Genomic DNA, 23389 nt, shown 5'->3' with positions numbered 1-23389 from the left:
ACGGACATGCGGTCAGCCCCGCGCGGCCCGGAGCAGCGCCGCGGCGGCGGTGCGGGCCTGGGCGGCCGGCGCGTCCGTGCCGAAGATCCCGGCCGTGACCATCGCGCCCTCGGCGAGCAGCACCAGCTGCGGGCCGACGTCGACGGGCAGGCCGGCCGCGGCGACCAGGCCGTCGAGGTAGTCGGCGAACGCCCGTTTGTGCGCGCGGGCCTGGCGGGCCATCGCCGCCGACACCGCGCCGAGCTCGCCGAACCCGTTGATCCAGGCGCAGCCGCGGAAGCCGGGCTCGCGGAACCAGGCGCCGAGCCAGTCGAACACCGCGAGGATCCGTCCATCCGGGTCGTCGACCCCCTCGACCGCGGCGGCGAGCCGGCCCCGCCACCGCACGTCACGGCGCTCGAGGTAGGCCTCGACGAGGCTCTCCTTGGCCGGGTACAGCGCGTAGACGCGCTTGAGCGGCAGCCCCGCGCCGGTCCGGATGTCGTCCATGCCGACGGCCTGGATCCCACGGGCGTAGAAGAGCTCCTCCGCGGCGTCGAGCAGCCGGGTGCGGGCGGCCTCGGTGTCGAAGGGCGGCATGGGTGTGGTCCTCGGTACGGCGGTGGTCCTCGCGGGAAACGGTCGTTCTCCACGCTACCGTCCGGCCGTGACCTCCTCGCGGGACGACCGGGTCCTGGCGATCTCGCTCTGGGCCTCTGCCGGGTTCGCGGTGCTCGCGCTGGTGTGGGGCGCGCTGACCGGCTCCCGGCTGATCGTGTTCGACGGCCTCTACTCCTTCGCGAGCGTCGGGCTCACCCTGCTCGCGGTCCTGGCCCTGCGCACCGCGCGCCGCGGCCCGGACGAGCGGTACCCCTGGGGGCGGGAGGCGTGGGAGCCGCTCGCGGTCGTCCTCAAGGCGGCGGCGATGGCCGGGCTGTGCGTGTACGCGCTGGTGGGCGCGGTGCTGGAGCTGCTCGCCGGGCCCACGGGGATCGCGGTGCGCGCCGCGCTGGTCTACGGCGTGGTGTCGACGCTCGGCGGCGTGGTGGTGACGGCCCTGCTGCGGCGGATGTCCACGCGCGGCTCGGACCTGGCGCGCGCGGAGGCGGCGGAGTGGGCGGGGGACACGCTGCTCAGCGTCGGGGTGCTCGTCGGGTTCGGCGTCGCCTGGGCCCTGGAGGCGACCGAGCGGGCCGCGGCGGCCGCCTACGTCGACCCGGTGATGGTCGTGCTCGCGTCGGCAGCGTTCCTGCCGGTCCCGGTGCGGCTCATCCTGCGCAGCGGCCGCGAGATCCTCACGATGGCGCCGCCCGCGGAGGTCCTCGACCGCATCCGGGCGGAGGTGCGCGCGGTCGAGGAGGCCCACGGCTTCGCCGAGTCGTTCGTCCGGGCAGGCAAGGTCGGGGGCCGCCTCGACCTGGAGGTCGACTTCGTCGTCGACGCCCGCTCGACGGCCCGCACGGTCGAGGACCTCGACGACGTGCGGGCCGAGCTGTACCGGCGGTTGCGCGACCTCGACCCGCCGCCCGCGATGTCGGTGGGGTTCACCGCCGACCGGGGCTGGGTCAGCTGACCGCGGGGGTGGATCAGCCCTGGCCGGCGTCGGGGTCCATCCACACGACCTCCCAGTGGTGGCCGTCCGGGTCGAGGAACGAGCGGCCGTACATGAAGCCGTGGTCCTGGGGGTCCTGCGCCTTCGCGCCGCCGTTCGCGAGCGCCGCTTCGGCGAGCCGGTCGACCTCGTCCCGGCTGTCGACGCCGAGGGCCAGGATCGCCTCGGTGGCGCTGCCGTCGGCGATGGGCTTGACCGTGAACCCGCCGAAGTGCGAGTGGGACAGCAGCATCGCGGAGATGCCCGGCCCGATCTCGAGCGCGAGCGACTCGTCGCCGGAGAAGTCGGCGTTGAACGTGTAGCCCAGCGCGGTCCAGAACGCGCGGGTGGTCGCCAGGTCGGTGATCGGCAGGTTGACGAAGATCTGGGTGGTGGCCATCGGGGGTGCCTCCTCGCTGCGGTCCGGTCGGTCCGGAGTGCGTGCGCTGTCGGGGTGTCGCAGGGGAGACCGGGGCCCCACGCGGAAGTCATCGCCCCCGGTACGGCCGATCGGGTGATCGTCGATCATGGGCGACGTCATCGACGGTGGGGCCCGGGCTGACGGTGCGGGCCCGGCAGGTGCCGGGCCCGCACGTCGTCAGGCGACGGGCGTCGGCCGGGCGACGGCGCGGCGCAGGCCGTGCCGCGCGGCGTCCCGGTCCGGCCGCACGACGAGCATGGCGGTGAGGCCGCCGAGCACCATCAGCAGGCCCGCGATGTCGAAGGCCCGCGCGTACCCCTCGACGGGGGTGGGTGCGGCGTCGACCAGTACGCCGGTGAGCAGGGGCGACACGACGCTCGCCACGGAGACGATCGCGTACCAGATGCCCAGCGTGGCGCCCCGCTGACGGGTCGGCGTCACGTCCGCGACGGCGGCCTGCGAGAGCGGGGTCTGCGAGTTGCCGATCCCGAAGGCCAACGCGACGAACGGGAGCAGCAGGATCGGCGCGTCGACCCGGGTGATCAGCAGCATGCTGATCCCGGCGACCAGCGCGAACGCCCCGCCGAGCACACCCTGGGCCAGGTGCCGGGACAGGCCGCGGCGGAGCAGGCGCTGCGACAGCCACCCGCCGACCAACATGAACACGATCGAGATGTACGCCGGGACGGTCACGACGAAGCCGAGGGCGGTGCCGCTGAAGCCGGCCTGACCGAGGTAGAGCGGCAGGAACGCGATGGCGAGCGCGAGGCCCCAGTAGACGGTGAACCCGGAGAACATCGTGCCCAGCCAGGTGCCGGAGGTGAGCAGCCGGCGGTAGGGCACCCGCGGCTCGTCGGTCGCGGCCGGCGCGACCCGGGCGGACTTCGCGGCGGTGGTGGCGAACGGGCCGTCGCCGCCGACGATCACCCACGCGATCGCCCAGAGCAGCCCGATCGCGCCGAGGATGCCGAAGGCGGAACGCCAGCCCCACGCGGCGATGGCCGCGTTGAGCAGCGGAGCGCCGATGATCACGCCGAGGCCGGAGCCGACGGTCAGCAACGCCGCGGTGAACCCGCGCTTGCGCTCCTCCACCCAGGAGAAGGCGACGTGCATACCGAGCGGGATGCCGGGACCCTCGCCCGCGCCCAGCAGGACGCGGGTGATCAGCAGGACCGCGAAGCCCGCGGCGGGCACCAGGATCGGCAGCTGCGCGGCGGACCAGATCACCGCCAGCGCCACCAGCATCCACTTCGCGGAGAACCGGTTGCCGAGGAAGCCGAACACGACGGCCGAGATGCTGAACAACAGGTAGAAGGAGCTGGCGATGGTGCCGTACTCGGTGGCGCTGAGCCCGAGCTCCTTCATCATGGGGGCCGCGGCGAGCCCGATGATCGACTTGTCGGCGAAGTTGATCGCCACGAACAGCATGAGCAGGGCGATCACCCAGCGGGTGCGGGTCTGGGGAGTCACAGGGTCTCCTGACGTCCTCGTCGAGGTGACATGGGGCACAGTGTGGCCGGACGACCTTAACGTACGTTCGGCAAGATTTGTCCAGCTTCAGTGGTGGCGTCCGATGTGGGCGGGCGGCGGCCGCGAGCCTGGCGGCGTGAGATCGAGATCGGCGTGACGAGCGGCTGTGGCAGCTGATCGTCAGATCGGAGCAGAGCCAGGTCTGGTCCGGGGTCGAGGGGATAGGTGGCGCGCAGGAGGCAGGTGCGGGTCAGGCCGCAGGTGACGGGGCCGGGCCGCAAGTGACGAGCGCTGCAGCGCCGGTGATGGGACACCCCCGAGGTGACGGGCGCCGGGAAGGCGCACCGGGCGGTGGTCCCAAGCGAGACGATCGCTGCGCTTCCGTACCGGGCCGGTGCTCGTTCCTGGAGCTGGTCAGCGCGGAGAGCGAAGCACATCGGCCCTGGCGCGCCAACTGCCGTTCAGCCACGCCGCGGTGCTGTGGCACCTTGCCGTCCTCGAGAGGACGAGCCTCGCTTCCCGCCACCGCTCGATCGCGAGGTGCGGACCGGGTGCGGACCAACCCGCTGCAGCGCACGGCCGCTGTCGCGCGCGTAGCGGGCGGGGGGCTCGACGCCCCGCGCCGGCTCGCCGAGGGGGTTGAGGGGGCGGCGCGGCCGGTGATCGTGCGGGAGCGGTGTCCGAGGTCGGCCAGGGCTGCGGTATCGCGCGATCAGAATGGGGCGGGGTCATCGAGATCGGCGGGGAGGACCTCGCCGCGCATGCTGGCGAGGGTCCAGCGCCGCGGGGAGCGGCGGGCGGGATGTCACCGGGCTGATCGGTGTCGGCGTCGGCGTCGAGCTGGGCGCGGGCGGCGAACTCGGCGGCGGTGTCCGGATCCGGGACGGTCGGGTCGTCGGGCGCGGAGGTGAAGGGCCGGTAGTCGTACGGCCGGCTGACATACCGGTATCCGGTGGGGGTGACCCAGGTCAGCGAGCCGTCGGGGTGGGCGAGGACCTGCCAGGTCTCGTGCTCCTTGAGGGTGTGGTGGTGCTTGCACAGCCCGTGCAGGTTGCGCTCGCAGGTGGGCCCGCAGTCCGCCGCGCGTTGATGGTGGTCGAGGTCGCCGTCGAGGGCGCGGCGGTTGCAGGTGGGTAGGCGGCAGGTCTGGTCGCGGGCGGTGACGAAGTCGCGCACGGCGGTGGGTGGTCGGTAGACGGTGCGGTCGTGGTCGAGCAGCGCCCCGGACAGCGGGTCGGTGACCAGTCGTTTCCAGACGCCGTCGGCGGCGGCTTCGCGGGCGAGCCCGGCGGGGATGGGTCCGTAGCCGATGAGTTCGGCCGGGGTGTCGGTGGTGCCGGTGAGGGTGTCGTAGCCGACCACGACCTGGATCAGTGGTTTCCCGCGCCCGACCGTGCGCGGGTCGGGCCGGTGGGCGAGCACGGCCTCGACCGCGGCCGCGAGTTGCGCCTCGCTCCAGGCCGACGCGGCTTCCCCGAGCGGGTTCGCGTTCTCCCTGCGTGGTCGCGGCTCGGGCGGAGGGCTCCCTGCGGAAGCTCCGGCGGGTTCGGCTGGGTCGCAACCACCCGGGTCAGGGCTGGTACGGCGGGGCCACTCCCCACCCCCACCGCGGCACCGGGGCGTGGGCGACGACGTCGTCGGCGCCCGGGCGGGAGTTGTGCAGGGCCAGCCGCGTGCCCCACTCCACGTAGCCGACGAAGGCGGCGCGGAACTCGGGGTCGTCCGGGAGGCCCGCGTCGTCGGCGGCGAGGCTCATGAGCGAGGCGAAGCGGAAACGCTGCTCGGGGGTGATGCCGAGGTCGCGGTGGTGGGCGAGCATCGCCTCGTAACCCCCGTGCTCGCGGGTGTAGCGGGGCTCGCCCCCGAACACCTCGATCCACCACGTGGTGACGTGGCTGCGGTGGGCCTCGGAGACGCCGCCGGGGAAGAAGGGGGCGAGGAGGTCGTCGCGCTCGACCCGGTCGTAGAAGGCGTCGACGAGCTTCCGGAAGGCGGCGTCGCCCCCGGCCCAGGCGTGCAGGGTGGGAATGGTGGCGTCGGTCATCTGCAACAAGGTAATCAAAATCGTTGCACGGGGAAGAGGTTTTCCGCCCGACGCTGCCGGTCGGCCCTACCCGGGCAGGTCCGAACCGCAGTACGGTGGTCGCCCACCTAACCGGCACCGCCGTCGAGGGGGAGCGATGACCGCAGTTGCGCCGCGCCCGATCGAGACCCGGCCCTATCCCGCGCGACGCACGGGCAAGGGGTCGACGTTCCTCAAGATGCTCAAGACGACGGACCCCAAGGACATCGCGATCCTGTACCTGGTCACGTCGTTCGGCTTCTTCATGGCGGGTGGCGCGATGGCGCTGCTGATCCGCGCGGAGCTGGCCCGGCCCGGACAGCAGTTCCTGTCGAGCGAGCAGTACAACCAGCTGTTCACGATGCACGGCACGATCATGCTGCTGCTCTACGCCACGCCGATTCTGTTCGGCTTCGCGAACTACATCGTGCCGCTGCAGATCGGCGCACCCGATGTCGCCTTCCCGCGGCTGAACGCCTTCTCCTACTGGCTCTTCCTGTTCGGCGGACTGATCGTCATGTCCGGCTTCCTCACGCCCGGCGGCGCGGCGGACTTCGGGTGGTTCGCCTACACCCCGTTGTCCGACGCCATCCGCTCGCCGGGGGCGGGCGGCGACCTGTGGCTCGGCGGGCTGATCGTCGCCGGTCTGGGGACGATCCTCGGCGGCGTCAACTTCATCACCACGATCATCTGCCTGCGCGCCCCCGGCATGACGATGTTCCGGATGCCGATCTTCACGTGGAACATCTTCGTGACGGCGCTGCTGGTCCTGATCGCCTTCCCCGTCCTCACCTCGGCGTTGTTCGGGCTGCTGATGGATCGGCACCTCGGCGCCCACGTGTTCGACCCGGCCAACGGCGGGGCGATCCTCTGGCAGCACCTGTTCTGGTTCTTCGGCCATCCCGAGGTCTACATCGTGGCGCTGCCGTTCTTCGGGATCGTCACGGAGATCTTCCCGGTGTTCAGCCGCAAGCCGATCTTCGGCTACAAGACCCTGGTGTTCGCCACGATCGCGATCGGGTTCCTCTCGGCGGCGGTGTGGGCGCACCACATGTACGCCACCGGCGCCGTGCTGCTCGCCTTCTTCTCGTTCACGACGTTGCTCATCGCGATCCCGACGGGCATCAAGTTCGTGAACTGGATCGGCACGATGTGGCGGGGCAAGCTGACCTTCGAGACGCCGATGCTGTTCGCCCTCGGCTTCCTGGCCACCTTCCTGTTCGGCGGGGTCACGGGCGTGCTGCTGGCCTCGCCGCCGATCGACTTCATGGTCTCGGACACGTACTTCGTGGTGGCGCACTTCCACTACGTGCTGTTCGGCACGATCGTGTTCGCGACCTACGGCGGGATCTACTTCTGGTTCCCGAAGATGACCGGCCGGATGCTCGACGAGACGGTGGGCAAGTTCCACTTCTGGCTCACCTTCATCGGCTTCCACACGACGTTCCTGGTGCAGCACTGGCTGGGCAACGAGGGCATGCCGCGCCGCTACGTGGACTACCTGCCGACGGACGGCTTCACGGTCCTGAACATGGTCTCGTCGATCGGCGCGTTCGTGCTGGGGTTCTCGATCCTGCCGTTCATCTGGAACGTCTTCCACAGCTACCGCTACGGCCGGGTGGTGACCGTCGACGACCCGTGGGGCTTCGGGAACTCGCTGGAGTGGGCCACCACATGCCCGCCGCCGCGGCACAACTTCACCGAGCTGCCGCGGATCCGCTCGGAGCGGCCCGCCTTCGAGCTGCACTACCCGCACCTGGTGGAACGGGCGCGGGCCGAGGCGCACAGCGGGGGACACGCGGCGCCCTCGGAGCACGTCGCGCAGGCCGTGGGGCGTGAGCAGCAGCCGGACGAGGATCCGCGCTCACGCTGACGACAACGGCTCCGCACCACCGGAGCCGACCGATCCGAGTGTCGGGGAGGCGACCATGACCCTCGACGACCGGGGCGTGCGCCCGCTGACCGCGCGGGAGCGGCGCGTCCTGGCCCGCCTCGAACAGAGCCTGACGGGCCGCCCCCGGGAAGCCGCGCCGCCCGGCCCGCCAGGGCCCACCGGCGACGTCGCGATGCACCGGGCGGACCGGGTGGCCGCGGTGGTCGGCCTGCTCATCCTGTGCGGCATGACCGCCGAGGCCGCGATCGCGGGCGGACCGGTCCTGGGGCTGGCCGTGGGCATCGCCTTCGTGATCATGGTGCTCGTGTTCGTCCGGGTGGTCCGCTGCCGCCGGTGACCTGCGGGAGGGTCAGCCGGCCGCCCGCACGACCGCGTCGACCAGCGCGGGCCCGTAGCCGAGGTCCGGGTCGTCGTGGCGCGCTCCCGGCACCTCGACGGCGGCGCTGCCGGCGGCCGCGGCGACCGCCCTGCTCTGCTCGACGGGCACGATCTCGTCCGCGCCGCCGGCCACCACCGTGACCGGGGCGGCCACCGAACCGACCGTCGTGACGACCGGGAACCGGTCGCGCAGCAGGGTCCGGACGGGCAGGAACGGGTACTGCTCCGCGGCCACGTCGGCGAGCTCGGTGAACGGGCTGCGCAGGACCACCGCCCGGACCGGCCGCTCCTGCGCGAGCCGGGTCGCGACCGCCGCACCGATGCTCTCGCCCAGCACCACGAGCCGCGACGGGTCGATGCCGCGGTGTCCGGTGAGGTACCGGTGCGCGGCCAGGGCGTCGGCCGCCAGTCCCTCCTCGCTCGGCGATCCCGGGTTGCCGCCGTAGCCGCGGTAGTCCAGCAGCACGACGTCGAGCCCCCGGGCCGTGAGCGCCTCGGCGAGCGGCACGCGATCGGCGCGACTGCCGGCGTTGCCCGGCAGCACGAGCACGGTGACGCCGCGGGACGGGCCGGTGGCGGGCGCGTGCCAGGCCGCGAGGACGAGCCCGTCGGCGGTCGGGACCGCCAGCGGGCTCCCGCCGGCCAGCACCTGCTCCGGCGCGACGGACGGCGCCCCGCCGGGCAGGAACACGAGCCGTCGCTGGATCGCCCACAGCAGCGCGACCGCCACGGCGACGACCACGACCAGGCCGATCACCAGCCGCAGCGCCGTGCCCATACGGGCATCGTGCCAGCCCGCCCCGTCGTCGCGGCCGCGAAGCCGCAACCCCCGTTACGTTGAACCGCCCGGCTCAGTGATGTAGACCACAACGGGGGGTTCGGAGGGGGTCGGCGGGATGGCGCCGGAGGGTGCCGGCGCCATCCCGTGTGTCACGGCCCGGAACCACCCGTGCCGGCGGGCCGGTCGGGCCCGGCGAGGGCGGTGAGCACCCGTTCGGCGCGCCGCAGCGGGCGCCGGATCAGGCCTCCCAACGCCGAGTGGTCCGCCGCCGCGTGCGCCTCCACGGCCGCGGCGGCCTCGGCGAGTGCGTCGCGATCGGGAGTGCCCTTCAGACCGGCCGCGACGGCGTCGGCCAGCGGCCGCACGACGGCCCGGGTCCGCGGCGCCGTGCGGGCCCACCACGCGCAGGTGTCCGGGCGTCTGCCCAGCTCGACGACGTCGGTGACGTGCGTGCGGACCAGCTCCGTGATCTCCGGCGCCGCGGCCGTCGGCTCCTCCAGCGCCGCCAGCTCGGCGGTGTGACGGCGGCGCCAGAGCGGGTGCAGGCGCACCGCCCGCCGCGCCGACGCGAGCTGGCCCGGGAGCTTGCGGGCGACGTCGTCGCGCCGGTGGGACCGGTCGGTCAGCCGGGCCGCCAGGTCCTCGCGGGCCGGGTCCGCCGGATCGACCGGCAGGTCCGCGGCCAGCAGCAGGTCCTCGGCCGCGCCGTCGGCGACCCCGCGCAGCGCGGCGACGAAGGTCCGCGCCGGGTTCGTCGGCAGCAGCAGCGGCGACAGGACGACGGTGACCACCGCCCCGACCGCCGTCTCCCACAGCCGGGCCACGGCGTAGGACGAGGGATCGGAGTTCGCGAAGACGAGCAGGGCGGACACCGCGACCTGGACGTTCAGCGTGTCGCCGATGCGCAGCACCATCCCGATCGCGAGCGCCACGGCGAGGACCAGCGCCACCGTGAGCGCCGACGGCCGCAGCCACGCCAGCACCCCGATGCCCACGGCGAGCCCGGCGACCACCCCCACGAGTCGGGCCAGCGAGACGTTGAGCGCGGAGCCCGGCGCGTCCCGGATGGCCACGAGCGGGACGACCACCGCGTAGACCGGCGGCTGGGTCGCGCCGAGCCACACGCAGACCTGCCAGCTCACAGCCGCGGCGACCACGATCCGGACCACCGAGGGGCCCTCGCGGGGCAGGGCGGCCCGCACGGCGCTCCACGGGTGGACGTCGCGCAGCACCGGCACGTGCCGAGCAGACCAGGTGATCGGCCCGTGGTCATCCCTTCCGGCGGATGGTTCACGCCCCGTGGCGACGCCGATCACCGAGCGTCGCGTGGCTCCGCCCGCCGCGGGCTCAGCGGGGGGCGAGGGTCAGGTGACAGACGCCGTCGTCCGGCCCGATCCCCGCCGCCTGCGGCCCGCTGGTGGCACTGCGGACCGTGTAGCTCCCGGCCGGGACGCCCTCGAAGCGGTACGTGCCCTCCGCGTCCGTCCGGGCGTGGGCGACGGTCCGGCCGCGGTGGTCGTGCAGCGTGAGGGGGAGCCGGGGGAGCGGTCGCCCGCCCCCGGTCACGGTGCCGGTCAGCGTGCTGAGGGTCTGCACGGCCAGGTCGACGGTGTGCTCGCCACCGGTGGCGCCGAGCTCGACGCTGCGGGCGACCGGGTCGGCACCCGGCGCGGCCACGACGAGCGTGAGCGGACCGGCGGTGTCGACCCCCTCCAGCAGGTAGCTGCCGTCGGGCTCGGACATCGTCGACGCGACGACCTCCCCGGCCGGGTCCACGGCGACGACGGCGGCCGCGACCACCGGCAGTCCGGTGTCCGGGTCCCGGACCGTGCCCCGCAGGCTCGCGACGGGTTCGAGCACCAGGTCCAGCCCGCCGTCGTGCCGCACCCCGCCGGGAGGCAGTGCCTCCACGGCCGTGGCCTGCGGCCGGTGCCCGTTGCGGTGCGCGACCAGGACGTACCGGCCGGGCCGCAGGCCGGGGAACGCGAAGGCGCCGTCGGCCGCGCTGCGGGTGCGGGCAACCTGGATGCCGGCGCCGTCGGTGAGGGTGAGGGTCGCGTCGGGGACCGGGCGTGCGGTCGTCCGGACCTGGCCCGCGACCTGCACCGACGCGGTCCCGTCGAGGCCGGGGTCGATCACCGGAGCTCCACCCCGACGGCGCCGGCGAGCGGTTCCGGATCCGGTTCGGGTGGCGACGACGTGTCCGCGGGGAGCGTGATGTCGTGCCGCTGCGTGAGCCCGGCCCGGACCGTCACCGCCTCGTGGACCGCCGGGTGCTCGACGGCGACGAGGGTCAGCGGCCCGGCCGGGACGTCGAGCCGGTAGCGGCCGTCGGGGTCAGCCCGCGCGGTGCCGACGACCGCGCCGTCGGCGCCGTGTGCCGTCACCGTGACAAGAGCGGGAACCGGCCCGGCCACGCCGTCGATCCTGCCCTTCACGGTCCGGCCGGTGGGGACGGGGGGTTCTCCGGTCCGGACGGGTGCGGTGGCGGGCCGCCGGCCCGGGATGAACGCGGCGACCAGAACCGCGACGAGCGCGGCTCCGGCGCCGACGGCCAGGACGACCCGGAAGCCGTTCTGGGTCGGCAGGGCCACGCCCCCGATCTCCACCGTCATGTGCGCCAGGACCACGCCCGCGACAGCGCTGGACACCGACGTGCCGATGGAACGCATCAGGGTGTTCAAGCTGTTGGCGGCGGCTGTCTCCGAGCGCGGGACCGCGCCCATGACCAGGGCCGGCATGGCGCCGTAGCCGAGCCCGATGCCCGCGCCGATGACGCTGGAGGCCAGCACGAAGTGCCAGATCTCGGACATGAGCAGGATGCTCACCCCGTACCCGACGGCGACGACCAGCGCGCCGAGCATCAGCGTGGTCTTCGGGCCCGACACGCGCGAGATCCGGGCCGACACCGGTGCCATCGCCATCATGACCAGCCCGCTCGGCGCCATCACGAGACCGACGGCGAGCATGCTCTGCCCCAGCCCGAAGCCCGTCGCCCCGGGCAGCTGGAGCAGCTGCGGCAGCACCAGGGACATCGCGAACATCGCGAACCCGTAGACCGCAGAGGCGATGTTGGTCAGCAGCACCTGGCGGCGGGCGAGCGTGCGCAGGTCGACCAGCGGCTGCGGCCGGCGCAGCTCGTACCACCCCCACACGCCGAGCACGACCACCGCGCCGGCGAAGAGGCCGAGCGTGTTGCCGCTCGCCCAGCCCCAGTCGGCGCCCTTGGAGATACCGAGGAGCAGGCAGAGCAGCGCCACCGAGATGCCCAGTGCGCCGAGCCCGTCGAACCGGCCCCCGCTCCGCACGGACGACTCGGGGACGAGCGTGAGCACGGGACGGCGGCGACCAGGCCGAGCCCGCCGGAGACCCAGAACAGGACGTGCCAGTCCGTCTCCTCGGCCAGGAACGCCGCGGCGGGCAGGCCGAGCGCGCCGCCGACGCCCAGCGAGGCGCTCATCATCGCCGTGGCCGAGCCGAGGCGCTCCGCGGGCAGCTCGTCGCGCATGATGCTGATGCCCAGGGGGATCACGCCGGCGGCGAGGCCCTGCAGGGCCCGGCCGACGATCGCGGGCACGAGCGAGTCGCTCAGCGCGGCCACGACCGAACCCGCCATCAGTACGACCAGGCTCAGCAGCAGCATCCGCCGCTTGCCGTACATGTCGCCGAGCCGGCCGACCGTCGGCGTGGCGACCGCGGCGGCGAGCAGGGTGGCGGTGACCACCCACGCCGTGTCGGCCGGCGACGCCCCGAGCAGGGCGGGCAGCCGGGGGACCAGCGGGATGATCACGGTCTGCATGAGCGCGACGACGATCCCGGAGAAGGCCAGGACGGGGACGAGCGCGCCCGGGCGGGCACGGTCCGGCTGGAGGGGGGTCACGGGGCTCCCTGGGCGCTACTTCAACCACGTGTTTGACGAAGCGTGGCACGAGGATGTGCGCCGCGACCAGAGCGAGCCAAGTTTAAATCACTCGGTTGACTGAGTTGTGCGGTGAGCGGTTCACTGGACGCGGCGGAGAAGGACGGCGAGGCGGGGGACAGGGTGAGGCGCGAGTACGGCGGCCGGGCGGCCGCCACCCGGGAGCTCCTCCTCGACACCGCCGAGCGGCTGTTCGCCGAGCACGGCGTGTACACGGTGTCGAACCGGCAGATCGGCGAGGCCGCCGGGCAGGGCAACACCGCCGTCGTCGGCTACCATTTCGGCGGCAAGCAGGACCTGGTGCGCACGATCGTCCGCCGGCACACCGCGGACATCGAGCGGATCCGCGCGGCGATGGTCGCCGAGGTGGCCGGGTCGACCGAGGTCCGGGACTGGGTGGCGTGCCTGGTGCACCCCACGACGGAGCATCTGGAGGCCCTCGGCAGCCCCACCTGGTTCGCCCGCTTCGGCGCACAGCTCGCCACCGACCCGGCGCTGCGCGAGATCATGGACGACGAGGCGCTGTCCTCGCCCTCGCCGCTGCAGGCCCTCGACGGCCTCAACGCCTGCCTGCCGGCGCTGCCGCTGGAGGTGCGCGCCGAGCGCGGCGCCATGGTGCGCCAGCTGATGGTGCACCTGACCGCCGAGCGGGAGCGCGCACTCGCCGACGGCACCGCCACCCCGCGCGCGACCTGGCGGGACGCGGCGACCGGCCTGGTCGACGCGATCACCGGAATCTGGCTTGCCCCCTGGACGCCGCCCGGCGCGGTGCGGCCCACGGTCCCGTCCCGAACTCTCCCAGCACCCGGAGGACCCCCGCAGTGATCTCAGCACGGCCTTCCGTCCCCGCCCCCGACCGGCCGCTCACCCTGCGCAGGGACGGGTTCGGACCCGCCCCCGACCTCGCGGCGCTGCGCGCGCAGGAGGGGCTGATCCAGGTCCCGACGCCGTTCGGACCGCCGGCCTGGCTGCTCACCCGGCACGCCGACGTCCGGCGGATGCTCGGCGACGCCGAGTCGTTCGCCAACGGCTGGACGCCGGCCGATCTCGTGGGCGCCTCGCGGGACCCGCGCCAGCTCACCGGCGACCGCAGCGGCAACCTGCTCGCACTCGACCCGCCGGACCACACGCGGCTGCGCCGCATGCTCACCCCGGAGTTCACGGTGCGCCGGATGCGGCGGCTCGAACCGCGGATCGTCGAGATCGTCGACCAGCACCTGGACGCGCTGGAACGCCACGGTCCGCCGGCGGACCTGGTCGCGCGGTACGCCCTGCCCATCCCGTCGCTGGTCATCTGCGAGCTGCTGGGCGTGCCGCCGGCGGACCAGGAGGAGTTCCAGGCCCGCACCGGCCGCCAGCTCGACGTGTCCCTGCCGGACGACGAGCGCGCCGCCCTCGCCGCCGACTCGCTGGCCTACATGCAGGACCTGGTCGCCCGAGCACGCCGCGACCCGGGCGAGGACATGCTCGGCATGCTCATCCGCGACCACGACGAGGACCTCACCGACCCCGAGCTCGTCGGGATCGCCACCCTCCTGCTCGTGGCCGGGCACGAGACCACGTCGAACATGCTCGGGCTGGGCACCCTGGCCCTGCTACGGCACCCGGACCAGCTCGCGCTGGTGCGCGACGACCCGGACGCCGTACCGGGCGCGGTCGAGGAGCTCCTGCGCTGGCTGAGCGTGGTGAACTCCGGCTCGCCGCGCCTGGCGACCCGCGACGTCGAGATCGACGGCACGATCATCCGCCGCGGCGACCTCGTGTCGTTCAACCCGCCCGCGGCCAACCGGGACCCCGCGCTGACGGACGACCCCGACCGGCTCGACGTCACGCGCAAGGCCGGCACGCACGTCGGGTTCGGGCACGGCATCCACCACTGCCTCGGCGCCCCGCTGGCGCGGATGGAGATGCGGGTGGCCTTCCCGGCCCTGCTGCGCCGCTTCCCGGGCCTGCGCCTCGCCTGCGCCGACGACGAGGTTTCCTTCGCCGTGCACAAGGCGATCTACGGCCTGGAGGCGCTGCCCGTCGCCTGGTGACGGGGCCGCTGGTCAGACCGCGATGCCCTCGGGTCGCTCGTCGGACCCGTCGGCGAGCAACTCGCGCACGCGGGGCGCGACCACCGTGCCGTACAGCTCGATCGACTTCATCAGCTCGGCGTGCGGCAGCGTGCCGGTCGTGTACTTGAGGTCGAAGCGCTGCAGGCCCAGCGCCCGCACCGTGCGGGCGATCTTGCGGGCCACGGTCTCCGGCGACCCGACGTGCTGGGCGCCCTCGCGGACGTCGGCCTCGAACCGGGCGCGGGTCAGCGGCGGCCAGCCGCGCTCGCGGCCGATGCGGTCGAGGGCGATCTTCGCGTGCGGGAAGAGCGTGTCGACGGCCTCCTGGTCGGTCTCGGCGACGAACCCCGGCGCGTGCACCGCGATCGGCAGCGGCCCGCGGCCGAGCTGCTCCAGGGTGCGCCGGTACAGCTCCGCGTACGGCGCGAAGCGCACCGGGTCGCCGCCGATCACCGCGAGGACCAGTGGGAAGCCGTAGCTCGCAGCGCGGACCACGGACTGCGGGCTGCCGCCCACGCCGACCCACGCGGTGATCCCGGCCTCGGTCTTGGGGTAGACCTGCTGGTCCCGCAGCGCGGCACGGACCGTGCCCTCCCAGGTCACCGGGCCCTCGTCGAGCAGGTGGGCCATCAGGTCGAGCTTCTCGGCGAAGAGCGTCTCGTAGTCGGCCAGGTCGTAGCCGAACAGCGGGAACGACTCGGTGAAGGAGCCGCGACCGAGGGTGATCTCCGCGCGGCCGTTCGACACGGCGTCGAGCGTGGCGAAGCGCTCGAAGACGCGCACCGGGTCGTCCGAGCTGAGGACCGTCACGGCGGTGCCGAGCTTGATCCGCTCGGTGCGCCCGGCGATCGCGGCGAGCACGACCTCGGGCGCGGAGATCGCGTAGTCGTCGCGGTGGTGCTCGCCCACCCCGAACACGTCGATCCCGACCCGGTCGGCGAGCACGGCCTGCTCCACGACGTCCCGGATGACCTGGGCGTACGACGTGCGGTCGCCCTGCCCGTCGACGGTCACGTCGCCGAAGGTGTCGAGCCCCAGTTCCAGCGTGTCCATGCGGTTCCTCCCGATCTCGTCACCGACGGTACCGCAAACGATTGAGCGCTCAACGTTATGCCCGGGGTCCGATCAGGGCACCCAGGTGGTGAGGTCACGCCAGGTCAGCCGCGGGCGGGCACGCATCGGCGCGGGGGCGCCGCGCGCTGGGTGGCCGAGGCACACGATCATCTCCGGCACCCAGCCGTCGGGCAGCCGCAGCACCACCCCGACCGCGGCGCGGCTGAAGGAGGTGACGGGTCCGGCGCCGAGGCCGATCGCGTGCGCCGCGAGCAGCAGCGTCGCGGCCGCGGTGCCGACGTCGACGTGCAGGCCCGGGGCGTCCGGCGGGAACCCGAACGCCGCGGCCCGCGGACGGTCGGTGCAGATCGTGATCGCCGCCGCCGGGCGCTGGATCATCCCGGGCGACACCATCCGCAGCACCCGCAGCGTGGCCGGGTCGTCCGTGGCGACGAAGCGCTGCAGGTGCCGGTTGCCGGCCGTCGGGGCCCAGCGGCCGGCGTCGAGCACCGTCTCGAGATCCTCGCGCGCCACCGGTTCGTCGGTCAGCGCCCGCACCACGCGGCGGCTGCGGATGGCGGCCAGCACCGCCTCGCCGTCCGGGGTGCGGCTCACGGGCTCTCCTGCGCGAAGTGCGCGCTGAGGTGGCCGGCGAGGGCCCGGCACAGCTCGTCGAGCCGGGCGGCGTACTCCTCCCGGCCGTCGCGCGGTACCGCGAGCTCCGGGACCGCGGCAAGCGGCCCGCCGACGAACCCGGCCGTCGCCGCCGAGGCCCGCGGCGCGATCGCGGCCCCGAGCCGGCGCGCGGCGGTCAGCAGCCGCAGCGGCCCGTACTCCGCGGCCTCGTCGACCTGGGTGCGGGCGGCCGTGACGAGGTAGGCGAGCAGTTCCAGCGCCTCGTCCTCGTCGAGCACGGGCGGGTTGCCCTGTCCCTTCGTGATCTCCACGGGCCGGGGCTCGCTCGGTGCGGGCGGGAGGTTACGTGCATCGGCGGCAGTCGTCGGTCGTGCCCCCGCGGGCGACCGACCCCGGGGGCTCCCGGCGGCGTGGATCGGTGTCGGGACCCACGACCTGTTCCACGACGAGAACGCCGCCCACGCCGAGCGGCTGCGCGCCGCCGGCGTGCCCTGCCGGCTCGACGTGGTCCCCGGCGCCGACGACGGGTTCGACGCCGTCGAGGCTGGCGCCGAGGTCTCGCGCAGCTTCACCCGTACCCGGCTCGCGGTGCTCGCCGAGGCCCTGGGAACCACGGTCCCGGACGTCAGCCGGGCGTGACCGGGGCGCCGCCGCGGGGGAGCGGGGTGGCGCTGAACTGGCCGGTCCACGCCGCGCGGGCGCCCGAGTCGCCGATCCGGTAGACGGTCACGACCGAGCCGGCGGCGACCACGACGGCGACGAGGGCGAGTGCGGCGGCCGGCCAGGCGAGCCGGCGCCGCGCCGCGGGCCACAGCGACTCGACCACCAGCAGCAGCGCGGTCAGCGGGACGAGCACGACCACGGCGTGCACGAGGAGGATGTGGGCGGGCAGCCCGGCGACGGTCGTCATGGTTCTCCGGGTTCGGGGGATCTCGGAATTCGGGGGTTCCCGCCGGGGGAGCAGGGGAGCGGGTGCCGGGCGGGATCAGTCGTCGTCGAACCGGTCGTGGTCGTGGTGCCAGTGGTGGAACCCGGGGCCGGGCGAGGAGTCGGAGGAGGCGTGGGAGATCCGGTCCGACACCGCCGCGCCGATGCCGCCGAGCGCCATCCCGGTGATCCCGCCGGCCGCGCCGAGCCCCAGCACGGCTGCGGTCAGCACGATCACGGGCCGGCGGGCCGCCCGGGCGGCGCTCACGCGGCCACCACCACGGCGCCGACGACCATGCAGAGCAGGACCCACACCACGGCTGCGGCCACCACCGCGGCGGCGGTGCGGCACTGCGGCGCGGTCGGGCGGCCGGCCTCGGGACCCCACACGGCCCGGTGGCCGCGCCAGACCACGGACTCCCAGATCGCCGACCAGGGCTCGGCGCCGGCGGGCCCGCCGGGCAGGTCGACGAGCAGCGGGTCGAGCTCGTCGCGGAAGCGGGCGGCGTACGCGGCGGCGGTCCGCTCCTCGGCCTCGGCGAGGTCGAGCCGGCCCTCGCCGACGGCGTGGTGCAGCCGGGTGACGACGCGCTCGCGCTCGGCGTCGGACGCCCGCGTGCGGGATCCGGCGGTGGCTGCGGTGGGCGCTCCGCCGGGCGCTGGGGCGCTCGCTGCGGTGGGCGTGGCGGCGGTGGGCGCCTCGGAGTGGTCCGGCGCGGGACCGGCGGGGGAGGTCATCGGGCTCCCGGGGTCGTCGTTCAGGTTCCGCCCATGCTGGAGGCCGCCGGTGAGTCCCCGACGTGGCCAGGTTCGGAGCCGGGTAAGAACCGGCCCTCGCCCACGGTGAAGCCCACGCACGCCCCGCCGCCCTCGCGCGCCTCCGCGAACACCGTGCCGTCGTGCCGATCCGCCACGTCGCGCACGATCGCCAGCCCGAGCCCGGAGCCGGGCAGGCCGCGGGCGGCGTCGGCGCGGTAGAAGCGGTCGAACACCCGCTCGGCGTCCCGCGGCGTGATCCCCGGGCCGCGGTCGGCGACGGCGATCCGGCCCCCGCCCACCCACACCTCGAGGCGCTCGCTTCCCCCGTCGAACTTCGCCGCGTTCTCCAGCAGGTTGCTCACGGCCCGGTCCAGCGCCCGCGGCCGTCCGCGGACCGACACGACCCCGTCCTCGACCAGCACCTCGATCCGCCGCCCGGTCCGCCGCCGGACCCGCTCGGCGGCCCGCTCCGCGAGGGCGCCCAGGTCGACGGGCTCGTCGACCTCGTCCCCCTGCCGGGACAGCGCGAGCTCGACCAGCTCGTCGACCAGCTTGCTGAGCTCGCGGGTCTCGCCCTCGACGTCGTCGATCAGCCGGGCCCGCGCCTCGGGGGACAGCTCGTCGAGCCGCCTGAGCACGCGGGCGTTGGTCCGCAGGCTGGTCAGCGGGGTGCGGAGCTCGTGGGCGGCGTCCTGGACCAGGCGGTCCTGCGCCTCGCGGGCGGCCGCGAGCCGGCCCAGCATCGTGGTGAAGGATGCCGACAGCCGACCCACCTCGTCCCGCCCGTGCACCGGGACCTCCCGCTCGACCACCCCGCTCGCGCTGACCTCCTCGGCGATCCCGGCCAGCTGCACCAGCCGGCGGGTGATCCGCCGCGCGAGCAGCCAGCCCACGGCCGCGGCCACGACCACCACGAGGGCGGTGACCCAGAGGATGCGGCTCGCCGTCCCGGCCAGGACACGCTCGCTCTCCTCGGCGTCGGTCGCCACCTGCAGCGCGCCCCGGCCGCCGCCGAGCGCGGTCGTCAGCTGGCGGTAGTCCTCGCCGTCGACGCGGACGTCGCGGCTCGCCGTGGCCCCCGCGACCCCCGATGTGGCGAGGGCGCGGTCGGTCGCCGACACCGGCAGGGTCTCCGGGCGGCCGCCGAGGAACCGGGTGGTCCCGTCCGGGTTCACGAGCTGGCCGACGAGCGGCTGGTCCCCGTCGTGATCGCCGTCGTGGTCCCCGTCGGGCCCGTGCCCGTGCCGGACGACGACGGGCTCGAGCACTTCGGTCCGTCCCGCGGCGACCGCCGCGGCCGTCGCGCGGAGGGAGCGGTCGATCTCGTCGGTGGTGCGGTCCGACGCGGCCCGGTAGCTGAGGAAGCCGACCAGCCCGGCCACGACGACCGCGACCAGCGCGAACGCGAGGGCGAACCGGGTGCGCAGGCTCATGCCGCACGCACCGTGTAGCCCACCCCGCGGACGGTGTGGATCAGCGGGGGAGCGCCCGCGGCGGCGAGCTTGCGGCGCAGGTAGCCGATGTAGACGGCGAGGTTCTTGGAGTCGGCGCCGAAGTCGTAGCCCCAGATCCGCTGGTAGATCGTGGCGTGGTCGAGCACGATGCCCTCGTTGCGGACCAGCAGCTCCAGCAGGTCGAACTCGGTCTTCGACAGCTGCAGCTCGGACTCGTCCCACCACGCCCGGCGGGCCGCCGGGACGATGCGCAGCGCGCCCGTCCGCAGCGTCTCGGCCGCGCGCGGGGTGTCGCCCCCGTGCACGGCGGCCCGGCGGATGAGGGCCCGCAGCCGGGCGAGCAACTCGTCGAGCTCGAACGGCTTGGGCAGGTAGTCGTCGGCGCCCGCGTCGAGCCCGGCCACCCGGTCCGGGGTCTCGACCCGGGCGGTGAGCATGAGGATCGGCGTGTGGTCGCCGTCGCCGCGCAGCACGCGGCACACGGCCAGTCCGTCGACGCCGGGCATCATCACGTCCACGACCAGCGCGTCGAACGACTCCCGGCGGACGAGCGACAGCGCCTCCACCCCGTCGACGGCCGGGACCACGGCATAGCCCTCCAGCTCGAGGGCGCGCGCGAGGGACTCCCGGATCGCCCGGTCGTCGTCGGCGACCAGCACACGACTCGGCATGTCCCCATGGTGCCCGGTCCGGTCGCGGAAGCTGCGGCGTCGGCCGCCCGGCCGATGCTGCCTCAGCACATCCACTCCTGCCCGGGCACACCCGCTCCTGGCTCGTGCCACACCCGACGGGTGTGCGGCACAGGGCGTCGACGGCCTGTACGACGCCCGAGTGGGTGTGGGTGTGCCGGCCTCTGCTCGCGGATGAGCTCGATGTGCCCCTGGTGCCGGGGGGGGCGGTCGGGAAGCGCCCGTCGCTCGGTTCTCGCGGGCCTACGGTCAGCGTGCGGAGGTCTCCCCCGGACTGGGGACCGTCACCGTCTCGTGCAGCAGCAGGTGTGGGTGCCGTGGCGGCGCCCAGGGGTGCCCGCGCCCGCCAGGACCGCCTCGACGGCCCGTGGGGCGGCTGCTGTGCCGGCTCACCGCCGACGCCGGCGGCCTGCCCGCGCTGCGCGAGGTGCTGCGGTCGACCCAGGAGGTCCGCCGCTACACCCCGTCCGGCTCCGACGCGGAGATCGGCCGGGCGGCCCGCTGCGCCGGACTGGACCGACGCCTCGCGGCTGACCCCTGCGACGCAGGCCGTCGGGCAGACCGCCGGGGCGCCCGACGGGCCGGTGAGGACCTCGCAGTCCACGCCGTAGAGCCGGCCGACCAACTCGGCGATGACGACGGCGGCGGGCTCGCCCTGGGCGACCGCCTCGCCGCCGAGCATCGCGACCGTGCGGTCGGCGTGCAGGCAGCCGGCGGAGAGGTCGTGCAGCACCATCACGACCGTGCGGCCGCGCCCGGCGAGCCCGGCGAGCCCGGCGAGCCCGTGCAGCATCTCGTGCACCTCGAGCTGGTGCCCGAGGTGCCCGACGACCCCACCGCCCTCGCGGCCGCCGTCACCGCGCGCTGCGGCACCTGCGCCGATTGCTGGAGGAGCGGGCCGGAGCCGGCCTGGCGAGGTGAGACCTGCACCTCGATTTGAGGTTCCCCTTACACGGATCTGCCGAACCGTTGGCCGGGCCCTTCCTAGGGTCGACGGCGACCCCGGCCGGCGCGTCCGGCCCCGCCCCCACGACCATGGACAGTGATGCAGCGGACCCTGTTCCTCTCCCGGGAGGCCCGCCCGGCCGGCGGGTCGCCCCGGCGCCCGGCCCCGGGGCGCGCCCGGTTCCTCGCCGTGCTCGGCGCAGTCGTCGCCGGTGCGGTCCTCCTCACGGCCGCCCTCTTCCTGCTCCTGGGCGGAGCGGGCAGCCCGGGCACCGCGGGCCCGACCGGATCCGCGGGCGGCGGGTCCGCGGCGAGCGACCGCGACCTCGACCGGGTCATCGCGCAGATGGTCAGCGTGTTCGAGAACGGCACGCCGGAGGTCCAGTACGCCTACGTCGAGGACCTCGACGACGGCCGCGGCTACACCGCGGGCCGGGCGGGCTTCTGCACCGCGTGCGGCGACCTGCTCATGGTGGTGAAGAGCTACACCGCGCGGGTCCCGGACAACCCTCTCGCCGGCTACGTCCCGGCCCTGACCGAGCTCGCCGCGGCGTACGACGACTCGACGGGGACGCTCGACGGCTTCGCGGACGCCTGGCGGACCGCCGCGGACGACCCGGTGTTCCGTCAGGTGCAGGACCAGGTCACGGACGCGCTGTACGTCGCCCCGGCGCGCAAGCTCGCCGACGCCGACGGGATCCGTTCGGCGCTGGGCCTGGCGATCCTCGTCGACACCGCGGTCGAGCACGGCACCCAGGACGGCCCCGACGGCCTGCCCTCGCTGGTCCGGCAGACCGACGCGGACATGGACGGGTCGCCCGCCGACGGCATCGACGAGACCGAGTGGCTGCGGGACTTCCTCGACATCCGGCGGACCACGCTGGAGAACCCGAGCTCGTCGGCCACCAGCGAGGTGTGGAGCGAGTCCGTCGGCCGCGTCGACGCCCTCGACGCCCTGCTCGACCACGGCAACCTCGACCTCGCGACCCCATTCACGGTGAACCCCTGGGGCGAGCCGCAGACCATCACCGGGTAGCGGTCACCGGCCGAGCGGGACCTCCTCGGCCGGCTCGGGCTCGGCCGGGGCGGGTTCGACGACGGCCTCCGGCCACGCCGCCGGCACGAACAGCGTGAACACCGGCGGCACCGACCGGCCCAGCACCAGGCGCCCGCCCTCCGCCTCGGCGAGCCGGCGGGCCAGCGGCAGCCCGATCCCGTGGACCCCGCCGCCGGCGGCCGGCCGCTCCGGCGGGGCGGCGAACGGGTCGGGGCCGGGCCCGGCGCCCTCGTCGGTGACGTCGACGGCCAGCGCTTCGCCCGACTCGCGCACCACGATCCGCACGGTGCCGGCCCCGTGGACCTCGGCGTTGTCCAGCAGCACACCGAGGACCTGCCGGATCGCCGCCGCCGACGCGGCCGCCGGGGGCAGCTGCGGTGCCACGTCCACGACCAGCCCGCGCCCGGACACCGCCAGCCGCTCGGCCCGCGCCGGCTCCAGCTCCCGGACCAGCGCGTCGACGTCCGTCGGCTCGCCGCGGCCGGTGCGCTCCCGAGCGAGCTGCAGCAGCTCGTCGATCGTGCGCTCGAGACGGTCGGCCTCGGCGATCCCGGCCACCAGCGCCGGCCTCAGGTCCGCGTCGGGGCGGTCGAGCGCGGCCTCCAGCCGCAGCCGCAGCCCGGTGAGCGGGGTGCGCAGCTGGTGCGAGGCGTCCTGGGAGAAGGCGCGCTCCCGCGCCAGCAGGGCGTCGAGCCGCTCGGCGGTGCTGTCCAGCGCCCCGCCGACCTGGTCGATCTCGGCGACGCCCGCCCGGCCGGTGCGCACGCTGAAGTCGCCCTCGCCGAGCCGGCGCGCGGCGCCCGCGAGGTCCTCCAGCGGCGTGGCGAGCCGGCGGGCCTGGCGCCGGGCCAGCAGCCACACGGTGACCAGCACCGCGCCGGCGAGCCCGGCCATCCCGAGCCAGATCGGCACGAGCCCGGCGTAGACCGCCGAGACCGGCATCGCGGCGCGGACGGCGCCGTCGGGGTCGTGTCGCCCGGTCACCGGCACCGTCACGACGATGTTCCCGTCGATGGTCGCGTGCGAGCCCCGGCCGCCGAGGGCCCGGCCGATCTCGTCGCCCGCGGGTTCGGGGCCGTCGCCCAGGACGAGGTCGCCGTCGCCGTCGTACACGGCGAGGACGACGTCGGCCGGCAGGTCCGGCAGGACGGTCGGGGCATCGCCGCGGGCCAGCTCGCTCTGCACCGACCGCGCGGTGAGGCTGGCGGTCCGCTGCAGCACCGACTCCTGGTCCTCCAGGCTGTACTGCACCAGCCCGACGGCGAGCGGGATGCCGAAGAGCCCCACGGCGATCGCGGCGGTGGCGACGGTGAGCAC

25 protein-coding genes and 1 pseudogene are annotated in these 23389 nt (G+C 74.8%); 8 read left to right on the top strand and 18 right to left on the bottom strand.

Annotated features, from left to right (window positions below):
• Positions 1–12: 12 nt before the first annotated feature.
• A complete protein-coding gene (locus ACQP04_RS21690) occupies positions 13–579 on the bottom strand; it encodes a TetR/AcrR family transcriptional regulator (RefSeq protein WP_433502387.1) in 567 nt (188 codons plus the stop codon).
• 67 nt (positions 580–646) lie between these two features.
• Between ACQP04_RS21690 and ACQP04_RS21685 the strand changes: the two genes are divergently transcribed.
• On the top strand, positions 647–1552 hold the full coding sequence (locus tag ACQP04_RS21685; protein WP_433502386.1) for a cation diffusion facilitator family transporter: 906 nt from the start codon (positions 647–649) through the stop codon (positions 1550–1552).
• Between the two features lie 13 nt (positions 1553–1565).
• Here ACQP04_RS21685 and ACQP04_RS21680 read toward each other — a convergent pair whose 3' ends face one another.
• The 4 genes from ACQP04_RS21680 to ACQP04_RS21665 form a co-directional block, all read right to left on the bottom strand.
• Positions 1566–1970: a VOC family protein gene (locus ACQP04_RS21680; protein ID WP_433502385.1), complete on the bottom strand. Its 405-nt coding sequence runs from the start codon at positions 1968–1970 to the stop codon at positions 1566–1568.
• 198 nt (positions 1971–2168) lie between these two features.
• Positions 2169–3461: an MFS transporter gene (locus ACQP04_RS21675; protein ID WP_433502384.1), complete on the bottom strand. Its 1293-nt coding sequence runs from the start codon at positions 3459–3461 to the stop codon at positions 2169–2171.
• A 414-nt stretch (positions 3462–3875) separates the two neighbouring features.
• Positions 3876–4883: an HNH endonuclease gene (locus ACQP04_RS21670; protein ID WP_433502383.1), complete on the bottom strand. Its 1008-nt coding sequence runs from the start codon at positions 4881–4883 to the stop codon at positions 3876–3878.
• Positions 4884–5031: 148 nt separating this feature from the next.
• Positions 5032–5505 (bottom strand): group II truncated hemoglobin, encoded by a 474-nt coding sequence (locus ACQP04_RS21665; RefSeq protein ID WP_433502382.1) that lies wholly within the window; start codon positions 5503–5505, stop codon positions 5032–5034.
• A 136-nt stretch (positions 5506–5641) separates the two neighbouring features.
• On the opposite strand from ACQP04_RS21665, the gene ctaD reads away from it, so the two are divergent.
• Positions 5642–7396, top strand: a complete 1755-nt coding sequence (gene ctaD, locus ACQP04_RS21660) for an aa3-type cytochrome oxidase subunit I (RefSeq protein ID WP_433502381.1) — start codon at positions 5642–5644, stop codon at positions 7394–7396.
• A 55-nt stretch (positions 7397–7451) separates the two neighbouring features.
• Positions 7452–7754 carry a hypothetical protein gene (locus ACQP04_RS21655; protein ID WP_433502380.1) on the top strand — a complete coding sequence of 101 codons (303 nt, stop codon included), beginning with the start codon at positions 7452–7454 and terminating at the stop codon, positions 7752–7754.
• A 12-nt stretch (positions 7755–7766) separates the two neighbouring features.
• Here ACQP04_RS21655 and ACQP04_RS21650 read toward each other — a convergent pair whose 3' ends face one another.
• The 4 genes and pseudogenes from ACQP04_RS21650 to ACQP04_RS21635 form a co-directional block, all read right to left on the bottom strand.
• A complete protein-coding gene (locus tag ACQP04_RS21650) occupies positions 7767–8573 on the bottom strand; it encodes an alpha/beta hydrolase (protein WP_433502379.1) in 807 nt (268 codons plus the stop codon).
• A gap of 152 nt (positions 8574–8725) precedes the next feature.
• Entirely contained in the window at positions 8726–9814 is a 1089-nt protein-coding gene (locus ACQP04_RS21645; protein ID WP_433502378.1) for an aromatic acid exporter family protein, read from the bottom strand.
• A gap of 109 nt (positions 9815–9923) precedes the next feature.
• The gene (locus ACQP04_RS21640; protein ID WP_433502377.1) at positions 9924–10715 is read right to left on the bottom strand and encodes an MSCRAMM family protein; all 792 of its coding nucleotides are present in this window, start codon (positions 10713–10715) and stop codon (positions 9924–9926) included.
• Between the two features lie 326 nt (positions 10716–11041).
• A pseudogene (locus ACQP04_RS21635) lies at positions 11042–12375 on the bottom strand (MFS transporter); the annotation flags it as partial.
• A 243-nt stretch (positions 12376–12618) separates the two neighbouring features.
• Here ACQP04_RS21635 and ACQP04_RS21630 point away from each other — a divergent pair.
• Together ACQP04_RS21630 and ACQP04_RS21625 are read left to right on the top strand one after the other, a co-directional pair.
• A complete protein-coding gene (locus tag ACQP04_RS21630) occupies positions 12619–13320 on the top strand; it encodes a TetR/AcrR family transcriptional regulator (RefSeq protein WP_433508414.1) in 702 nt (233 codons plus the stop codon).
• Complete coding sequence (locus ACQP04_RS21625; RefSeq protein ID WP_433508413.1) at positions 13320–14531, top strand: cytochrome P450; 1212 nt, start codon at positions 13320–13322, stop codon at positions 14529–14531. Before ACQP04_RS21630 ends, ACQP04_RS21625 begins: the two co-directional genes overlap by 1 nt.
• Before the next feature lie 12 nt (positions 14532–14543).
• Here the strand turns inward: ACQP04_RS21625 and ACQP04_RS21620 are convergent, their stop codons facing one another.
• The 3 genes from ACQP04_RS21620 to ACQP04_RS21610 all read right to left on the bottom strand — a co-directional run bounded on the left by ACQP04_RS21620 (position 14544) and on the right by ACQP04_RS21610 (position 16552).
• On the bottom strand, positions 14544–15605 hold the full coding sequence (locus ACQP04_RS21620; protein ID WP_433502376.1) for an LLM class flavin-dependent oxidoreductase: 1062 nt from the start codon (positions 15603–15605) through the stop codon (positions 14544–14546).
• Between the two features lie 72 nt (positions 15606–15677).
• Positions 15678–16220, bottom strand: coding sequence for a nitroreductase family protein (locus tag ACQP04_RS21615; protein WP_433502375.1), 543 nt, complete (start codon positions 16218–16220; stop codon positions 15678–15680).
• Entirely contained in the window at positions 16217–16552 is a 336-nt protein-coding gene (locus ACQP04_RS21610; protein WP_433502374.1) for a DUF6092 family protein, read from the bottom strand. The genes ACQP04_RS21615 and ACQP04_RS21610 overlap by 4 nt, the downstream gene beginning before the upstream one ends.
• Here ACQP04_RS21610 and ACQP04_RS21605 point away from each other — a divergent pair.
• Positions 16542–16880, top strand: a complete 339-nt coding sequence (locus ACQP04_RS21605) for an alpha/beta hydrolase (protein ID WP_433502373.1) — start codon at positions 16542–16544, stop codon at positions 16878–16880. The two genes, ACQP04_RS21610 and ACQP04_RS21605, sit on opposite strands and share 11 nt — an antisense overlap.
• On the opposite strand, the gene ACQP04_RS21600 is transcribed toward ACQP04_RS21605, so the two are convergent.
• From ACQP04_RS21600 to ACQP04_RS21580, 5 genes are all read right to left on the bottom strand, one after another.
• Positions 16867–17151 carry a hypothetical protein gene (locus ACQP04_RS21600; protein WP_433502372.1) on the bottom strand — a complete coding sequence of 95 codons (285 nt, stop codon included), beginning with the start codon at positions 17149–17151 and terminating at the stop codon, positions 16867–16869. The genes ACQP04_RS21605 and ACQP04_RS21600 overlap by 14 nt on opposite strands.
• A gap of 75 nt (positions 17152–17226) precedes the next feature.
• Positions 17227–17436, bottom strand: coding sequence for a hypothetical protein (locus tag ACQP04_RS21595; RefSeq protein WP_433502371.1), 210 nt, complete (start codon positions 17434–17436; stop codon positions 17227–17229).
• Positions 17433–17906 carry a DUF1707 SHOCT-like domain-containing protein gene (locus ACQP04_RS21590; RefSeq protein ID WP_433502370.1) on the bottom strand — a complete coding sequence of 158 codons (474 nt, stop codon included), beginning with the start codon at positions 17904–17906 and terminating at the stop codon, positions 17433–17435. The genes ACQP04_RS21595 and ACQP04_RS21590 overlap by 4 nt, the downstream gene beginning before the upstream one ends.
• A 20-nt stretch (positions 17907–17926) precedes the next feature.
• A complete protein-coding gene (locus ACQP04_RS21585; protein WP_433502369.1) occupies positions 17927–19360 on the bottom strand; it encodes an ATP-binding protein in 1434 nt (477 codons plus the stop codon).
• Entirely contained in the window at positions 19357–20052 is a 696-nt protein-coding gene (locus tag ACQP04_RS21580; protein WP_433502368.1) for a response regulator transcription factor, read from the bottom strand. The genes ACQP04_RS21585 and ACQP04_RS21580 overlap by 4 nt, the downstream gene beginning before the upstream one ends.
• Positions 20053–20437: 385 nt before the next feature.
• Here ACQP04_RS21580 and ACQP04_RS21575 point away from each other — a divergent pair, with 385 nt between their 5' ends.
• Both ACQP04_RS21575 and ACQP04_RS21570 read left to right on the top strand, forming a co-directional pair.
• Entirely contained in the window at positions 20438–21010 is a 573-nt protein-coding gene (locus tag ACQP04_RS21575) for a hypothetical protein (protein WP_433502367.1), read from the top strand.
• 105 nt (positions 21011–21115) lie between these two features.
• Positions 21116–22051 (top strand): chitosanase, encoded by a 936-nt coding sequence (locus tag ACQP04_RS21570; RefSeq protein ID WP_433502366.1) that lies wholly within the window; start codon positions 21116–21118, stop codon positions 22049–22051.
• Positions 22052–22054: 3 nt separating this feature from the next.
• On the opposite strand, the gene ACQP04_RS21565 is transcribed toward ACQP04_RS21570, so the two are convergent.
• Entirely contained in the window at positions 22055–23389 is a 1335-nt protein-coding gene (locus ACQP04_RS21565) for a histidine kinase dimerization/phospho-acceptor domain-containing protein (RefSeq protein ID WP_433502365.1), read from the bottom strand.

This window comes from Pseudonocardia halophobica, from assembly GCF_050948485.1.
GTDB lineage: Bacteria > Actinomycetota > Actinomycetes > Mycobacteriales > Pseudonocardiaceae > Pseudonocardia > Pseudonocardia halophobica.
The sequence above is the reverse complement of the archived record's forward strand: the minus strand, read 5'-3'. Positions and strand labels throughout refer to the sequence as shown.